At 64.3% G+C, this 16,930-nt stretch carries 15 protein-coding genes; 8 read left to right on the forward strand and 7 right to left on the reverse strand.

Annotated elements, in window-relative coordinates; genetic code table 11:
- Positions 1–15: 15 nt before the first annotated feature.
- The 5 genes from ACUN9Y_RS07235 (at position 16) to ACUN9Y_RS07255 (ending at position 6,729) form a co-directional block, all read left to right on the forward strand.
- A complete protein-coding gene (locus tag ACUN9Y_RS07235) occupies positions 16–1,011 on the forward strand; it encodes a branched-chain amino acid transaminase (RefSeq protein WP_445460009.1) in 996 nt (331 codons plus the stop codon).
- A 523-nt stretch (positions 1,012–1,534) separates the two neighbouring features.
- The gene (locus ACUN9Y_RS07240) at positions 1,535–2,893 is read left to right on the forward strand and encodes a Na+/H+ antiporter family protein (protein ID WP_445460010.1); all 1,359 of its coding nucleotides are present in this window, start codon (positions 1,535–1,537) and stop codon (positions 2,891–2,893) included.
- A gap of 588 nt (positions 2,894–3,481) precedes the next feature.
- Positions 3,482–3,997, forward strand: coding sequence for a superoxide dismutase [Cu-Zn] SodC (gene sodC / locus ACUN9Y_RS07245; RefSeq protein WP_445460011.1), 516 nt, complete (start codon positions 3,482–3,484; stop codon positions 3,995–3,997).
- A 420-nt stretch (positions 3,998–4,417) separates the two neighbouring features.
- The gene (gene dbpA / locus ACUN9Y_RS07250) at positions 4,418–5,830 is read left to right on the forward strand and encodes an ATP-dependent RNA helicase DbpA (RefSeq protein WP_445460012.1); all 1,413 of its coding nucleotides are present in this window, start codon (positions 4,418–4,420) and stop codon (positions 5,828–5,830) included.
- A 38-nt stretch (positions 5,831–5,868) separates the two neighbouring features.
- Positions 5,869–6,729: a PA4780 family RIO1-like protein kinase gene (locus ACUN9Y_RS07255; RefSeq protein ID WP_445460013.1), complete on the forward strand. Its 861-nt coding sequence runs from the start codon at positions 5,869–5,871 to the stop codon at positions 6,727–6,729.
- A 369-nt stretch (positions 6,730–7,098) separates the two neighbouring features.
- Here ACUN9Y_RS07255 and ACUN9Y_RS07260 read toward each other — a convergent pair whose 3' ends face one another.
- Positions 7,099–8,205, reverse strand: coding sequence for a PLP-dependent cysteine synthase family protein (locus ACUN9Y_RS07260; RefSeq protein ID WP_445460014.1), 1,107 nt, complete (start codon positions 8,203–8,205; stop codon positions 7,099–7,101).
- A 56-nt stretch (positions 8,206–8,261) separates the two neighbouring features.
- Between ACUN9Y_RS07260 and ACUN9Y_RS07265 the strand changes: the two genes are divergently transcribed.
- Positions 8,262–8,726 carry an Lrp/AsnC family transcriptional regulator gene (locus tag ACUN9Y_RS07265; protein WP_445460015.1) on the forward strand — a complete coding sequence of 155 codons (465 nt, stop codon included), beginning with the start codon at positions 8,262–8,264 and terminating at the stop codon, positions 8,724–8,726.
- Positions 8,727–8,756: 30 nt separating this feature from the next.
- On the opposite strand, the gene ACUN9Y_RS07270 is transcribed toward ACUN9Y_RS07265, so the two are convergent.
- The 5 genes from ACUN9Y_RS07270 to ACUN9Y_RS07290 form a co-directional block, all read right to left on the reverse strand.
- Positions 8,757–9,236, reverse strand: a complete 480-nt coding sequence (locus ACUN9Y_RS07270) for a hypothetical protein (RefSeq protein ID WP_445460016.1) — start codon at positions 9,234–9,236, stop codon at positions 8,757–8,759.
- A 704-nt stretch (positions 9,237–9,940) separates the two neighbouring features.
- On the reverse strand, positions 9,941–10,678 hold the full coding sequence (locus ACUN9Y_RS07275; RefSeq protein ID WP_445460017.1) for an RNA methyltransferase: 738 nt from the start codon (positions 10,676–10,678) through the stop codon (positions 9,941–9,943).
- A 356-nt stretch (positions 10,679–11,034) separates the two neighbouring features.
- Positions 11,035–12,678, reverse strand: coding sequence for a chaperonin GroEL (gene groL, locus ACUN9Y_RS07280; RefSeq protein WP_445460018.1), 1,644 nt, complete (start codon positions 12,676–12,678; stop codon positions 11,035–11,037).
- Positions 12,679–12,757: 79 nt separating this feature from the next.
- Complete coding sequence (locus tag ACUN9Y_RS07285) at positions 12,758–13,051, reverse strand: co-chaperone GroES (protein WP_445460019.1); 294 nt, start codon at positions 13,049–13,051, stop codon at positions 12,758–12,760.
- 264 nt (positions 13,052–13,315) lie between these two features.
- Positions 13,316–13,876 carry an FxsA family protein gene (locus ACUN9Y_RS07290; RefSeq protein WP_445460020.1) on the reverse strand — a complete coding sequence of 187 codons (561 nt, stop codon included), beginning with the start codon at positions 13,874–13,876 and terminating at the stop codon, positions 13,316–13,318.
- A gap of 259 nt (positions 13,877–14,135) precedes the next feature.
- Here ACUN9Y_RS07290 and ACUN9Y_RS07295 point away from each other — a divergent pair, with 259 nt between their 5' ends.
- Positions 14,136–14,897, forward strand: coding sequence for an SDR family oxidoreductase (locus ACUN9Y_RS07295; protein WP_445460021.1), 762 nt, complete (start codon positions 14,136–14,138; stop codon positions 14,895–14,897).
- Positions 14,898–15,183: 286 nt separating this feature from the next.
- Here the strand turns inward: ACUN9Y_RS07295 and ACUN9Y_RS07300 are convergent, their stop codons facing one another.
- Entirely contained in the window at positions 15,184–15,597 is a 414-nt protein-coding gene (locus ACUN9Y_RS07300; protein ID WP_445460022.1) for a ComEA family DNA-binding protein, read from the reverse strand.
- Positions 15,598–15,889: 292 nt separating this feature from the next.
- On the opposite strand from ACUN9Y_RS07300, the gene pyrF reads away from it, so the two are divergent.
- Entirely contained in the window at positions 15,890–16,591 is a 702-nt protein-coding gene (gene pyrF, locus ACUN9Y_RS07305) for an orotidine-5'-phosphate decarboxylase (RefSeq protein WP_445460023.1), read from the forward strand.
- Positions 16,592–16,930: the final 339 nt, after the last annotated feature.

A 16,930-nucleotide genomic window follows, 5' to 3' on the forward strand; every position in this document is an offset into this window, starting at 1 on the left:
TTTCAAGGAGATCCCATGACAGGACTTCATCAGCGTGACGGCTGGATCTGGCTCGACGGCGACTGGCTGCCCTGGCGCGATGCCAATACCCATCTGCTGACTCATAGCCTGCATTACGGCATGGGCTGCTTCGAGGGGGTGCGCGCCTATCGTGACGATGCCGGCAGCGGGCAGTTGTTTCGTGTTCACGAGCACACGAGGCGCCTCTTGGACAGCGCCCACATTCTCGATCTTGCGGTGGGCCAGGACCACGCCTCGCTGATTAAGGCCCAGCGCCAGAGCGTAAAGCGCAACGATCTGACCAATGCCTATCTGAAGCCGACCGTGTTTCTCGGTCCCGAGGGGCTTGGGCTCAGAGCCAAGGGGCTGTCGTGCCACGTCATGATTGCCGCCTGGGACCTTGGGCCCTATGTCGGCGCGGAGGCGGCGAAGATCGGCCTACGGGCGCTGACCTCCTCCTGGGCGCGTCACCACGTCAATATCAGTGCTTGCCGCGCCAAGACCAGCGGTCATTACGTCAACAGCATGCTGGCGCTGAACACCGCGGTGAAGGCCGGCTTCGATGAGGCGATCATGCTCGACGCCGAGGGCTACGTGGCCGAAGCCAGCGCCGCCAACGTCTTTCTCTACCGCGACGGGGCGCTGCACACCCCCGAGGTGACGTCCTGCTTGCGCGGCATTACCCGTGACAGCGTGATTCGCCTGGCCCGCGAGGTGCTGGGGGTCGAGGTGGTGGAGCGGCGTATCACGCGAGACGAGCTTTACGTTGCCGACGAAGCCTTCGTCACCGGCACCGCCGCCGAGATTCTGCCGTTGCGTGAGCTGGATGGACGCCATATCGGCGCCCGGGCCGGGGCGCCTGTACCGGGTGAGCCGATTGCCCCCGCGAGCCTTACGGCACGCTTGCAACAGCTCTATCAGGACGTCAGTCGCGGGCGCCTGGCACCGTCTGACAACGCCGAAGGCGCGAACCTGACGGCCTTCGCCGAGTGGCTGACGCCGGTCGACTAGGGCGGCCGGGCGAGGATGGGTCCTTATGGTGCCGGGACTGTCGTGGGGTGGCGAGACGCAGAAAAACGCCACGGCATGGCGCCGTGGCGAGGCATTGGTAGGTATCCTCCCTGGGCATCCTCCCGATGCCGGGTGTCCTCCGACACCCTGTCCCTGTGGCGCGTCCTGCGCCATCGCATCCCTGACGCTCAAGGGGCAGTGTCCATTGCCCGTGCCGTCCCGATGGCACGTCGTCACTATCGCGCACCGAGATGACAGTGCAATGGCGTTGGCATGGCAGTTGTGTGACGCCCAGGCGGCACTCAAGTGACGCCCATACGGTCTGCACCCGGCGAGGCGCCATGGAACCAAGATGCGTTGGAGAGACGAGCGGCCCATTGGTGCCTCTGAAACACCCCTGAAACGCCTCCCTGATGAGGGATGAGGCCCCGGTGGCGGGAGTTTTCTGGTACTATCGCCGCCGATTTTCGCCGAAGCCGATGGCTATCGGCTTCCCTTCCTCCCTCACTCCATGGAAAGCATTATGAATGCGGTGATTCTCGCCGTGCTGGTGATGGTCGGTCTATCGCTTGCGCGTGTCTCGGTGGTTCTGGCGCTGGTCGTCGGTGCTCTGGTGGGTGGTCTGGTCGGTGGTCTTTCCATCGACGAGACCCTGGCGGCCTTCAACGACGGCGTCGGTGGTGGCGCCAAGGTTGCCCTGGCCTACGCGACCCTCGGCGCCTTCGCGGTGGCCATTTCCCGCTCTGGCCTGCCGGATCTGTTGGCTCGGCGCCTGATCCGAATGCTCGGCCAGGAGAGCTCGGCCTCGCGTCAGGCGACGGTCAAGTACCTGCTGATCGGCAGCGTGCTGCTGGTGGCGATCTCGTCCCAGAACCTGATCCCGGTGCACATCGCCTTCATTCCGATCCTGATTCCACCGCTGCTCAAGGTCATGAACCAGCTGCACATGGACCGCCGCGCGGTGGCCTGTGCCTTGACCTTCGGCCTGACGGCGCCTTACATGCTGCTGCCGGTGGGGTTTGGCGCCATCTTCCTCAACGATATCCTGCTGGCCAACATCAATCAGGCCGGCAGCGCCCTGGGCCTGGAGATCGATCGCGCCATGGTGCCTGTGGCCATGGGCGTGCCGGTGGGCGGCATGTTCCTGGGCCTGCTGGTGGCGGTGTTTCTGAGCTATCGCAAGCCGCGCAGCTACGACGAAGTCGAGCTGGGTAGCGGCAGTGGCGTCGGCCACAGCCATGACCACGAGACCCCGGCCGAGCCCCATGCCCTGGGCTTGATCATGTCGGTCGTGGCCATCGTTGCCGCCCTCGGCATCCAGCTCTACACCGGCTCGATGATTCTCGGCGGCCTGGTGGGCTTTTCGCTTTTGACCATGGGCGGCATCTTCAAGTGGCGCGAGGCCGATGACCTGTTCACCAGCGGCATGCGCATGATGGCCCTGATCGGCTTCATCATGATTTCGGCCTCCGGCTTCGCCGCGGTGATGACCGCCACCGGCGAGATCCAGTCCCTGGTCACCGCCAGCGTCGATATCATCGGCGACAACCGTGGCCTGGCGGCGCTGCTGATGCTGCTGGTGGGGCTCTTCATCACCCTGGGTATCGGCTCATCGTTCTCGACCATTCCGATCATCGCCGCCATCTTCGTGCCGCTGGCGGTGCAGTTCGGGTTTTCCGACCTTGCCACCGTCGCCCTGGTCGGCACCGCCGCCGCTCTGGGCGACGCCGGCTCGCCGGCCTCGGACTCGACACTCGGCCCGACCTCGGGGCTTAACGTCGACCGCCAGCACGACCATATCTGGGATAGCGTGGTGCCCACGTTCCTGCACTACAATATCCCGCTGATCGGCTTCGGCTGGCTCGCCGCCATGACCCTGTAGCCCCGCATCGGCGAAGGCTAATCCATCGCCTGTCGTTGGCCTGACCTGACGTTGGCTTGGCGATGGCTCTTCGATAGCTCTTCGATAGCTCTTCGATAGCTCTTCGATAGCCCCCCACGACGCCCGCATCGTCTCTCGATGCGGGCGTCGTCGTTTTCGTCGGGAGCCATGGCATCGGATACTCGGCGTCGGTAGCCCCGCAGGTGGCAGCTGCGCTTTTCAGTGCTGTACGTCCTTGCTGTACGTCGTTGCTGTACTTCGGGTGCTGTACTTCGGGTGCTGTACTTCGGGTGCTGCACTTCGGTAATGGGGCCGCGCGGCGGCAGGCGTGGCACCTGTCGCCAATTGCGCTAATTGAACTGACCCGGCAGGCGCGTGGGGGTTGTGCCGATTCGGTGGTGTGGTCCATGGTGGAAGGGCGCATTAGCGGCTTGCGATGGTCTCATGCACGCTCAGCGTTCGGCGCACTCATGCGGGATGCGACGGCATGACTGCCAGCGTCAAGTCGCCCATGGAAGGACGCACCCGAGCGGTGCGGAGCGCCGCTCAAGCGGTCGTGACCTTCGTCAGTCCGAAAAGGAGAGCCTCATGATGTTACGCACCATGCTTATCAGCGCCTCGCTGCTGGTGGCCGCCAGCGCCCAGGCCGCCACCGATGTCGAGATGCACAGCGTCAGCACCGACGGCGTGGGTGATTCGGTCGGCAGCATCCACTTCGAGGATACCGACCACGGCCTCAAGATCACTCCGGAGCTGTCTGGCCTGGACACCGGCATTCACGGCCTGCACGTGCACGCCAACCCGAGTTGCGAGCCCGCCGAAAAAGACGGTGAAACGGTCGCCGCCGCCGCCGCTGGCAGCCACTACGACCCGGAGGAAACGGGCACCCACGAGGGCCCCTACGGCGAAGGCCACCTCGGCGATCTGCCGGCGCTCAGCGTCGATCCCGAGGGTAGCGCCAGCCTGGCGACTCTCGCACCGCGGATCACCGAGGACGACCTGGCCGGGCGTGCGATCATGATCCACACCGGCGGCGATAACTACACCGACGAGCCGAAGCTCGGCGGCGGTGGCGCCCGGGTCGCCTGCGGCCTGGTCGAGTAAAGCGCTGCGGCGTGGTCTAGCGATCCACGACATCATCAGCCTCGCCATGGCGGCGGGGCTGATGGTGGTTGTGCATCGCATCTTGCCGGGGCACGCGGCGCGCTTTACGAATACGCTGCGCCACTAGCGGCGCTCTGGTGTGCCCCAGACGACGGTTTCACTTTCGCCAGCCGCAGGCGAGCGGGCAGGGGGATCCTACGCCGTTTGCCCCACGGCATGATCTTCGCGATCGAGGCGAATCGGCCCGAACGGGCATCCCTCGCCGGACTCTGGTATTCTGCCCGCCGTTGTGGTGTCCATGGCCAATGCCGCCAGGGGCCTGTGCTTTTAGCGGCCTGTGCTTCGAGAAGCCTACGCTGTCAGGCTCCCGCCTTCGCCCGCTCGCCGTTTCCTTGCTCCCTTCGTGACAGGTCCACCATCGTGACTGACCCTACCGCCCATGCCGCCCCCGAGGTTGATTTCGCCAGCCTGCCGTTAGCCGCGGAGTTGCTGACCAACCTCGACTCGCTCGGCTACCATGCGATGACGCCGATTCAGGCCGCCAGCCTGCCGGCGATGCTGGCCGGGCGTGACGTCATTGCCCGGGGCAAGACCGGCTCGGGCAAGACCGCGGCCTTCGGCCTGGGGCTGCTGTCGCGGCTCGCGGTGGAGAACTTTCGCGTGCAGTCGCTGGTGCTGTGTCCGACTCGGGAGCTTGCCGATCAGGTCGCCGGCGAGCTGCGGCGCCTGGCGCGTAGCCTGCCCAACGTCAAGATACTGACGCTTTGCGGTGGGGCGCCGCTGGGGCCGCAACTGAACTCGCTGGAGCACGGCGCCCACGTGGTCGTCGGCACCCCGGGGCGGGTGGAAGAGCACCTGCGCAAGGGGTCGCTTTCGCTTGCGGACTTGACCACGCTAGTGCTGGACGAGGCCGATCGCATGTTGGACATGGGGTTTCAGGAGGCGCTGGAGAGCATCGTCCGCGAGACCCCGGCCAGCCGCCAGACCTTGCTGTTCAGCGCCACCTACGCCGATGCCGTGCGGCCCATTGCCGAGCGCATGATGCGCGAGCCGCTGACGGTGGAAGTGGAGTCGACCCACGACGACGCCAGCATTCGCCAGCACTTCTTCCGGGTCGCCGATGAGCCGGCGCGCCTGGCGGCCCTGTGCGAGTTGTTGCTGCACTATCGGCCGGTGTCCAGTGTGGTGTTCTGCAACACCAAGATCGAGACCCGGGAAGTCGCCGAGGCGCTTAGCGCGGCGGGCTTCAGTGCCGTGGCGCTGCATGGCGATCTGGAGCAGCGCGACCGGGACGAGACGCTGGTGCGCTTCGCCAACAAGAGCGTCTCGGTCCTGGTGGCCACCGACGTGGCCGCCCGAGGCCTGGACATCGACGCTCTCGATGCGGTGTTCAACCACCAGATCGCGCGTGACCTCGAGGTACACGTGCACCGTATCGGGCGCACAGGGCGCGCCGGAAGCCGCGGCGTGGCCTGTACACTGGTCGGGGTGCGTGAAGACTATCGCCTGGCGAAGCTCGGCGACTTCCTCGGCCAGCCGCTCGAGTGCGAGCCGTTGCCGACCCGCCGCGGCAGCGACGCGACTCCCTTCGCCGCGCCGATGGTGACCCTGCAGATTGACGGCGGCAAGAAGCGCAAGGTTCGCCCGGGCGATATCCTCGGCGCCTTGACCGGTGACGGTGGTATCGCCGGTGACGCCGTTGGCAAGATCAAGGTGCTGGAGCGCAGCGCCTACATCGCCGTCGAGCGCGGGGTCGCGGACGCCGCCCTCGAACAGCTCAAGGCCGGCACGCTCAAGGGACGTTCGTTCCGGGCGCGTCGCATCGGCCGCTAAGCGGCCCTTTTTTCTTCCGAGGAACCGCACGAGGCGCCATGAAGATCCCCAAGAGACTCCAGCCCCTGGTCGATGACGGCCTGATCGACGAGGTCGTCACGCAACTGATGAGCGGCAAGGAAGCCCAGGTCTACGTGGTGCGCGCCGGCGGCGAGTTGCGCTGCGCCAAGGTCTTCAAGGAGGCCCGGCAACGCAGTTTCAAGCAGGCGGTGCAATATCAGGAAGGCCGCAAGGTGCGCAATAGCCGCCGTGCCAGAGCGATGGCCAAGAAGACGCGTTATGGCCAGAAGGAGCAGGAAAACGCCTGGCTGAATGCCGAGGTCGATGCCCTCTACCGGCTGGCGTCTGCCGGGGTGCGGGTGCCCAAGCCGTTCGGTTTCGTCGACGGTGTGCTGTTGATGGAGCTGATCAGCGACGGCGATGGCTATGCAGCCCCGCGACTCGACGATGTGATGCTGTCGGCGGAACAGGCGAGGGCCTATCACGGGCGGGTGCTCGTCGATGTGGTCCGCATGCTGTGCGCGGGCCTGGTGCATGGCGATCTCTCCGAGTTCAACGTGCTGCTGGATAGCGATGGGCCGGTGATCATCGACCTGCCTCAGGCGGTGGATGCCGCCGGCAACAACAGCGCGGCGATGATGCTGGAGCGCGACGTCGACAACATGCGCGCCTACTTCGGGCGCTTTGCCCCGGAGCTTCTGACCAGCGACTACGGCAAGGAGATCTGGGCGCTCTACGAAGCCGGCGAGCTGCATCCGGAGAGCCCGCTCACCGGCCGTTTCGTTCACGACACCAGCCGGGTCGATGTCGATGACCTGATGGCGGTGATCGACGATGTCGTCGAAGAGGAAAGTGACCGCCGGGAGCGCGTTCGGGCAGAGGCCGACGACGACTACTAGGCCAGACGTCGCCGCCTTGAGTGAGACTCGCGCCCAGGCGCGGGTCTCACAGGGTTGGGATTCGGCTCTCCTTTGGCCCTTATTCGGCCCCCGCTCAGCCCTTGATAAGCCCTCGATAAGCTCTCGGTCAGCCCCACTCAGCCCCCGCTCAGCCGTCGATAAGCTCTCGGTCAGCCCCCACTCAGCCCTCGACAAGCCCGAGACAAGCCCTCGATAAGCCCTCGATAAGCCCTCGATAAGCCCTCGATAAGCCCTCGATAAGCCCTCGATAAGCCCTCGATAAGCCCTCGATAAGCCCTCGATAAGCCCTCGATAAGCCCTCGATAAGCCCTCGATAAGCTCTCGGTCAGCCTGGCGTAGCGTGCTCGCTCAGTCGATATCTTCCAGCATCCGGGCGTAGAGCGAGGTATCGCCGATTTGCTCCGCGATCCAGCGGGGATTGTAGTAGGTCTCCAGGTAGCGCTCGCCACCATCGCACATCAAGGTCACGATCGAGCCGGTCTCGCCGCGTTCGCGCATCTCTCGAGCCAGGCTCAGGGCTCCCCACAGATTGGTCCCCGTCGAGCCGCCTGCCTTCTTGCCAATCCGCGCCTCCAGCCAGTGGATGGTGGCGATACTGGCCGCATCGGGCACGCGTCGCATCTCATCGATCACCTCGGGCAGGAAGGACGCTTCGACCCGGGGGCGACCGATGCCCTCGATGCGACTGCAGGCCTCGGTGGTCAGGTTGCGATCGCCATGGTGGTAGCTGTCGTAGAACACCGAGTTCTCAGGGTCGACGCCGACCAGGCGGGTGGCATGCCCTTGGTAGCGCAAGTAGCGGCCAAGAGTCGCCGAGGTGCCGCCGGTACCGGCGCTCATCACGATGGCGCGGGGGATCGGGTGAGGTTCCAGGGCCAGTTGCGTGAAGATGCTCTCGGCGATGTTGTTGTTGCCACGCCAGTCGGTGGCTGCCTCCGCGTGGGTGAACTGGTCCATGTAGTGGCCGTTGCAGCGCCGCGCCAGGTTTTCGGCTTCGGCATAGACCGCGGGGCCATGGTCGACGAAGTGACAGTGTCCACCGAGCCTTTCGATCTGCTCGATCTTGCGCGGCGCTGTGCTGCGCGGCATGACGGCGGTAAAGTGCAGGCCCAGTAATCTGGCGAAGTAGGCCTCGGAGATGGCGGTGCTGCCGGAGGAAGCCTCGACGATGGGCGTGTCCTGAGTGATCTTGCCGCTGCAAATGGCGTGGAGAAACAGCGAGCGCGCCAGGCGATGCTTGAGGCTGCCGGTAGGGTGGGTGCTCTCATCCTTGAGATAAAGATCGATGCCGCCCAATCGCGGCAGATCCAGTTTGATCATATGGGTGTCGGCGGAGCGGCGTTGGTCGCTCGAGAGCGTGCCGATCGCCTTGCGTAGCCAGTCGTTCATGGATTCACCGGGGCTGTGTGCGGGAAGTACAGGATAGGCGTTCAAGGCGAGAATGAGTTTTTTCATATCTCTCCATCGCGGCTATATTGAGGAAATTATTCTCGATATTGGCGGTAAGATAGATGGATCGTTACGACCGGCATATTCTGTCGCTGCTTCAGCGCGATGCCTCGCTGCCCCTCAAGACGCTGGCCGAGACGGTCAACCTCTCGTCGACGCCGTGTTGGAAGCGCGTCAAGCGGCTCTCTGAGCAGGGCATCATCACCGGACGCGTGGCACTGCTCGACCCCGATAAGCTCGGGCTCGGGCTCTCGGTGTTCGTCCAGATCAAGACCCAGCGCCACGACAACGCCTGGCTTGAGCACTTCGCCACGACCGTGACGGCCTTCGATGAAGTCATGGAGTTCTACCGCATGTCAGGCGAGTGGGACTATCTGCTGCGCGTCGTGGTGCGCGACATCGGCGCCTACGACGCCTTCTACAAGCGCCTGATCAATAGCATCGAAGGCCTCTCCAACATCAGTTCGAGCTTCGCCATGGAGCGCATCAAGGCCACCACGGCGCTACCGCTTCACGAGCCATCGTAGGAGCGCCAGTCGGCGCTGTCAGGGTCAGGGTCAGGGGCAGGGGCAGGGGCAGGAGCCGCGCCAAGGGCCATGCTCATACCCTGACAATGAGCGTGAGCAATGGGCTATGAGCCGCAAGGATGAGACACCGGGCAGAGAGAGCTGACGGCGACGGCGATGCTCGTCAGGAGCCTTCAGCGGCGGGACATAGGCCTTCAGCGGCGGGACATAGGCCTTCAGCGGCGAGAGATAGGCCTTTAGCGGCTGGACATAGGCCCTCAGCGGCGGGACATAGGCCTTCAGCGGCGGGACATAGGCCTTCAGCGGCGGGACATAGGCCTTCAGCGGCGGGACATAGGCCTTCAGCGGCGAGAGATAGGCCTTTAGCGGCTGGACATAGGCCCTCAGCGGCGGGACATAGGCCTTCAGCGGCGGGACATAGGCCTTCAGCGGCGGGACATAGGCCTTCAGCGGCGAGAGATAGGCCTTTAGCGGCTGGACATAGGCCCTCAGCGGCTGGACATAGGCCATCAGCGGCGAGAGACAGGCCTTCGGCGATCAGGGATAGGTCACCATCAGAATGCCGGGGTGTGAGCGCAGATACGCCCTGACCGCGTCTATCTCTCCTGGAATGGGTTGGCCATCCAGGCCATGCCAGCTCATGCGGGGGATAAGGAGAGGTGGGCGTGGTGCGGTTCGAGGCGTGCGGGGCGATGTGACCGGGGAGCAGAGACTGCCGGCGTGCGTCATGGCCGGTGATGCGGTGATTGTTGTTGATGTTGATGATGGCGACGGTGATGGCGATGCGATGCGCCGGGTATCGAGCGAGCAGGTGGGGGCGACAACCGCGCCGCGAAAGCGAATGGTGCCATCGGCGGCGAGGGCAAGTCCCGCGGATACGGCCATTGCCAGGCTGCCAGCGCAGAGCAAGGCGGTGGCGGGGGCCATGAAAAGGGAGATGCTACCCATACTGGACCTCCTGCGCACCGCGCTTCGGTGTTGGCGCCAGACGCGCCGCCTCTCTGCAGGATGGTCGAATCTTGATGCTGGGCAAGCCTTAGGCGGCTAACTCACTGCCTGCGCATACTTCGCCCAGCCACCAAGCCGCCAACTACTGCCTGGCGGGTGGCTCGCTGCGCCGGGCCATCACGGGCACAAGGAGGGGCATCTGCGCCGTTTCTCGGCGTGCTCTTGTTGCATTCTGGCTGCGCTCTGGCGGCTTCCCTGCGTTGCCTTCACGGCTCTTGTTTCGGCTCTTGTCTCTCCAGCGAGGCGAGCAGGCCCCTTAACAGCGAGAGTTCCTTGCGGGTTGGCTCGGCGCGGGCGAACAGCGCCTGCAGCTGCTTCTCGGTGCGGGCGTGGGGCTGGGTCAGAAAGCCGCTGCCTTGCATCACCCGGCTCAGGTGGTCGTGGAAGTGGCCCAGTTGCTCGCGGGTAGACTGTCGGTCTTCAGGCGACCGCTGTGGGGCATCGCTACCCGGATGATGGCGCCAGGCCCTGCGCACTTCATAGGCCAGCACCTGCACCGCCTGGGCCAGGTTGAGGATGCCGTAGTCCGGGTTGGTCGGAATGCTCACCTGGTGACTGCAGTGGCCGATCTCATCGTTGGTCAGCCCGTAGCGCTCGCGGCCGAAGACCAGCGCCACCTTGTCACTGCGAGCATCCTCGACGAGGTCTGCGGCCATGTCGTCGGGCTCGTCGTAGTGGGGCAGCGGGAGGCTGCGCAGTCGGGCGCTGGCGCCCACCACGCGAACACAATCGGCGACGGCATCGGAAAGGGTCTCGACCACCCGAGCGCCTTGCACCAGGTCCAGTGCACCGGCCGCCAGGCGTTCCGCTTCCGGATCGGGGAAGGCCTTCGGCGCGACCAGGGTCAGGTCGCTCAGCCCCATGGTCTTCATGGCGCGGGCGGCGGAGCCGATATTGCCCGGGTGGAAGGTCTGAACGAGAACGATGCGGATATTGGCGAGCATGGCGGGGTCAAGAGTCGGAAGTGAAGCGCGATTGTAGCGGTCTTGGCCGGTGGTCAGAAGCCTGAGTGTCGCTCGGGATCATGACGATAACAGAGTATCAAATCCCATGAGCGGGCCTAGACGCTCGAGAACGGCTTCCGACACGTCATTTTCGGCCCTCTACTCTATCGGGTGGCCCGAAAACGCAAAAATCCCCGCCGGTGGGCGGGGATCTTCGTGTCCTGAAAGAACGCTGTTGTAGGCCTTTTGGCCCGCATCAGCAGGTTCTTGTCAGGCGGGTCTTGTCGGTCGTACTGAGCTAGCTGGGCAGGTAACGCGGCTAGCCGCGGTGTTACCTGCCCGGGAAGCGGGTCGGCTTACATCATGCCGCCCATGCCACCCATACCGCCCATACCACCCATGTCGCCACCGGCTTCTTTCTCTTCCGGGTCGTCGGCGATCATGGCTTCGGTGGTGATCATCAGGCCTGCTACGGAACCGGCAGACTGCAGCGCGCTGCGCGTCACCTTGGCCGGGTCCAGAACACCCATCTCGAACAGGTCGCCGTACTCGCCAGTCTGGGCGTTGTAGCCGAAGTTGCCTTCACCGTCCTTGATGCGGTTGACGATGACGGAAGCTTCCTGGCCAGCGTTGGTCACGATCTGACGCAGCGGGGCTTCCATGGCGCGCATGGCGATGGCGATGCCGTGGGTCTGATCTTCGTTCTCGCCCTTGAGGGTCGCGATCTTGCCCAGGATGCGGATCAGGGCAGTACCGCCACCAGGCACAACGCCTTCTTCGACCGCGGCGCGAGTGGAGTGCAGGGCGTCTTCGACGCGGGCCTTCTTCTCCTTCATCTCGACTTCGGTCGCAGCACCGACGCGGATGACGGCAACACCGCCGGCCAGCTTGGCGACGCGCTCCTGCAGCTTCTCGCGATCGTAATCAGAGGAGGTGTCCTCGATCTGAGCGCGGATCTGGTTGACGCGAGCCTCGATGTCGCCATCGTTGCCGGCGCCGTCGATGATGGTGGTGTTTTCCTTGGACATGGTCACGCGCTTGGCGGTGCCCAGGTGGTCCAGGGTGGCCTGCTCGAGGTTCAGACCCACTTCCTCGGAGATCACGGTGCCGTTGGTCAGGATCGCGATGTCCTGCAGCATGGCCTTGCGACGATCACCGAAGCCCGGCGCCTTGGCGGACGCGACCTTGACGATGCCGCGCATGGTGTTGACCACCAGCGTTGCCAGGGCCTCGCCTTCGATGTCTTCAGCGATGATCACCAGCGGCTTGCCGGCCTTGGCCACGGCTTCCAGCGTCGGCAGCAGCTCGCGGATGTTGGAGATCTTCTTGTCCACCAGCAGGATGAACGGATCTTCCAGTTCCACCGCCATGGTGTCCTGGTTGGTCACGAAGTACGGGCTCAGGTAGCCGCGGTCGAACTGCATGCCTTCGACAACGTCCAGCTCGTCTTCGAAGCCGCGACCTTCGTCGACGGTGATGACGCCTTCCTTGCCGACCTTCTCCATCGCTTCGGCGATGATTTCACCGATACGCGCATCGCCGTTGGCGGAGATGGTGCCGACCTGGGCGATGGCCTTGGTGTCGGTGCAGGGCACGGACAGGGCCTGGATTTCCTTGACGGCGGCCAGCACGGCCTGGTCGATGCCGCGCTTCAGGTCCATCGGGTTCATGCCCGCGGTCACGCCCTTCAAGCCTTCGTTGACGATGGCCTGGGCCAGCACGGTAGCCGTGGTGGTGCCGTCGCCGGCGACGTCAGAGGTCTTGGAAGCGACTTCCTTGACCATCTGGGCGCCCATGTTCTCGAAGCGATCCTTGAGCTCGATTTCCTTGGCGACGCTGACGCCGTCCTTGGTCACGGTCGGCGCGCCGAAGGACTTTTCCAGCACCACGTTACGGCCTTTCGGGCCCAGGGTAGCCTTGACGGCGTTGGCCAGGACGTCGACGCCACGCGCCATGCGCTTGCGGGCATCATCAGAGAACTTGACTTGTTTCGCTGCCATTTTCTTGAATTCCTTAGAATCTGTGCGTCAAAAGTGAACGTTCGATACGAAGAGTGAGCGTGATCCGCGAAGCGGTCGCTTAGCCTTCGACGACGGCCAGGATGTCGGACTCGCTCATGATCAGGACTTCTTCACCGTCGATTTTCTGCTTCTCGACGCCGAAGCCATCCTTGAAGATCACGCTGTCGCCGACCTTGACGTCCAGGGGACGCACGTCGCCGCTCTCGAGAATCCGGCCGTTACCGACGGCGAGGACTTCGCCACGAGTCGGCTTTTCCTGGGCATTACCCGGAAGCACGATACCGCCTGCGGTCTTCTGCTCTTCCTCAACGCGACGGATGACGACGCGATCGTGCAAGGGACGGATGTTCATTGCTCACGTTCTCCTGATGGTTTTGCTGTACCGGGGGCATCCACCCGCGGTGGTTTCATTGTCGGCTCTCATCGACAGGCGATGCCCATCTCGAGAGGTGGAGGCCCTTGTCACTCGACAGGGACCCTCCGGTTGGTGGCCGAGGCCTGGCCTCGGCCGAAGCTTCATGCTGATCAGGTAAGTGGGGCTCGCCACAGGGCTTTCAAGGTCATGGCGCAACTTTTTTTACCGTCGCATCGTCACCGCGCCGCAGCGTTGGGCCGATTAGCGACGACGGCGCTCCTCCTTGCCGAGGAAATCGCCTTCCAGTGGGGCGCCATCCTGGCTTTTGCCGGTGTCTTCCTGCTCGCCACCGCGATAGGGGCGATCCGCGCCGTGGCCGGGCGAGACTTCCTCCCAGCCTTCGCTGCTGGTGTGGCTACCGCCACCGCCTCCCGGGGGCTCGCTGCCGAAGCCGCCGACCTGAAAGCCCTTCATGCGAATGCCGATCTTGCCCAGCAGTTTGCCCATCAGGCGCCGGGCATCGGGAATCAGGCACATGAACCCGAGGGCGTCGGACAGAAAGCCCGGAGCCATGAGCAAGGCACCACCGAAGATCAGCGCCGCGCCCGTCAACAGCTCCGACGACGGGATCTCGCCGCGGGACATGCGCTCCTGGGCACGAGCAAAGGTCGCCATGCCCTCGCGACGAATCAGGTGCAGGCCGATGAAACCGGTCGCCAGCACCAGGGCGATGGTGGCGAGCAGGCCGATCTGGCTGCCCACCGAAAACAGCAGGGCGAAGTCCAGCAAGGCGAAGATGGTGAAAACGATAAGAAAGGGCATGTTGGCTCCGCGTTATGACCTGGTCACAAGATGAGGGCGAGATAGGGGCATATCAAGACGAAAACGCTCAGAAATCGACGACAGCTTAAGGCGGTAGGGGCGTCGTGGCGATGCGGAATCCTGCATTGTCCAAAGGAAGGATGGTCAGCCCAACACAAAAACGGCATGATGCAGTGCATCATCAGTTAGTCGGCTAATGCGGTGGTCGAGGAAGTTCCCGACGCCATCGCGCAGATGAACATACGCAGTGGGGACAGTCATGAAGTTACAGGATGCGCTTATCGCCATCACCGGTGGTGCTCGTGGCCTGGGGTTGGCCATGGGGCAGCGGCTTGGCGAGCAGGGGGCACGCTTGGCCCTGATCGATACCGATGCACAACAGTTGGATCACGCCGTCGCCACGCTGGGGGAAGCCGGCATCACCGCCCGCGCCTTCGTCGCCAATGTCGCCGAGGAAGCATCGGTCGTGCGGACCTTTGCCGATATTCGCGCCTCGATGGGAGCGCTCGATGGCCTGGTCAACAACGCCGGGATCGTTCGTGACGGCTTGCTGGTCAAGGCCAAGGACGGTAAGGTCGCGAAGACCATGGATCTGGAGCAGTGGCAGCGGGTCATCGACGTCAATCTGACCGGTGTCTTCCTGTGTGGCCGTGAAGCCGCCGCCGCCATGATCGAAGACGGCTGCAAGGGCGTCATCGTCAATATCTCGAGCATTTCCCGCGCCGGCAACATGGGCCAGAGCAACTACGCCGCGGCCAAGGCCGGCGTGGCGGCACTGACCGTGACCTGGGGGAGCGAGCTCGCCCGTCACGGCATTCGTGTCGGAGCGGTGGCGCCGGGCTTCATCGAGACCGAAATGACCGCCTCGATGCGTGACGACATGCTCGAAAAGCTGACCAGCGGCGTGCCGCTCCAGCGCCTCGGCGTGCCGGCGGAAATCGCCGAGACGGTGTCGTTCATCTTTACCAACGACTACTTCACCGGGCGCGTCATCGAGTGTGATGGCGGTCTGCGTCTGTAGCCAGGGCACAATGACCCGGGCGCGGCATGGCGCAATGACCTGGGTGTGGCGTGGTGTGGCGAAGCCAGGAGCACTTTGATCTCGCCATCCCTCTCCATCCCTCTCCATAAAGAGCGCCCCGCCCTCGCACTGACGAACGCCGTGGTCTCGCGCCGTGGTCTCATCATACGGAACGCCCCGCTGGGAGTTTTTTCGCAGCGGGGCGTTTGCGGTGTTGGGGGGCAGGGGCCGAGCGGTGACTACGAGCGTTCCGCCTGGGCGCTGCCCCGCCGTCGGTGCCTGGGCCTTAGAAGCTGATCTCGTCGCGCAGGTTGGCCACGGTGGAATCGCCGATGCCCTTGACCCGAGTCAGGTCATCGCTGCCCGAGAAGGGGCCATTGGCGGTGCGGTCATCGACGATGGCCTGGGCCTTGCCAGGACCGATGCCTGGCAATTCCGTCAGCAGCTCGACGCTTGCCTGATTGACGTTGATGGGAGTGATCTGCGGGGCATCGGCGGCCAGGGCCGGCAGGCTGGCCCCGAGCCACAGGGCCAGCATCAGTGGCATGACACGGCGCACGCCGCTCTGCACGGCACTCTGCATGGCACCCTGCACGGCACCCTCAATGACACCCTGCCGAGGCTGGGCTGGCGGCGCGAGTGAGTACGGGGCGGCGGTGCGGTTCACGGACGAGACGGATAACAGCGCTGAAGGGATCATGATGACTTCCTGCATGGTGAATTAGAGTTGTTGTCTTGCGACTGTCGAGCGCTGGTAGGGGCTGCTCCACGGCAGGCCGCGCTCACCTTTAACGCTAGCCAGCCTGGAGGGTGTCTACATATCGGACATGACTCATTTATAAGTAAGAAAGTTTTAATGTAAGGCCGCCGTATGTTGCCGCCGCGCAGGGGAAGATGGCTGATATACTGCCCCGGTTCCGCCCGGGGATCGTCAGGTAATGGGCCCCAGGCAAGACCCGCCACCCATCTCGTTTGTACGCCGGAGGACGCCTGTGACCACCTCATCTCCCCTCATCATCGCGCTCGACTATCCCTCGCTGGACGCCGCCCTGTGCATGGCAGACCGGCTGGATCCGGAGCGTTGCCGGCTCAAGGTGGGCAAGGAGCTATTTACGCGCAGCGGCCCCAACGTGCTGGAGGCGTTGCATGGGCGTGGCTTCGAGGTCTTTCTCGATCTCAAGTTTCATGACATTCCCAACACCGTGGCTGCGGCGGTGCAGGCCGCGGCGGAGCTCGGCGTGTGGATGGTCAATGTCCATGCGGCGGGCGGCGAGCGCATGATGGGCGCGGCGCGTCAGCGCCTGGACGATAACGGTCTCAAGACCCATTTGATTGCGGTCACTGTGCTGACCAGCATGACCGGTGATGAACTGGCCGCGACCGGGGTTCAAGGCTCTCTCGACGAGCACGTCGAGCGCCTAGCGCGCTTGGCACAGGCGAGCGGCATGGATGGCGTGGTGTGCTCGGCCCAGGAAGCGGCGAGCCTTAAGCAGACGTGTGGCGAGTCGTTTCTGAAGGTGACGCCCGGCATTCGGCCAAGCTTCGCTCAGGCCGGGGACCAGCGGCGGATCATGACGCCCTACGATGCCATGGCGGCAGGCAGTACCCACCTGGTGGTCGGGCGCCCGGTGACCCAGGCCGAGGATCCGATGGCGGCGCTGGATGCCATCGAGGTCGAGCTCGCCGGCGCCTGAGCCGGGTGATGAGTCCGGTGTCTGAGGCGGTTGAAGAGTCCGGTGCCTGAGCCGGGTGATGAGGGCGGTGCCTGAGGCGGTTGAAGAGAGCGGTGCCTGAGCCGGGTGATGAGTCCGGTGCCTGAGGCGGTTGAAGAGAGCGGTGCCTGAGCCGGGTGATGAGTCCGGTGCCTGAGGCGGGTGATGAGGGCGGCGCCTGAGCCGGGTGATGAGTCCGGTGTCTGAGGCGGTTGAAGAGTCCGGTGCCTGAGCCGATAGAAGAGCGCAGCGCTTCGACCGCTGTTTCGCCCTCGCTTTTCGCCCTCGTTTTTCGTCTTCGATATTGGCCTTCGATACTGG

Source organism: Halomonas sp. V046 (genome assembly GCF_052645355.1).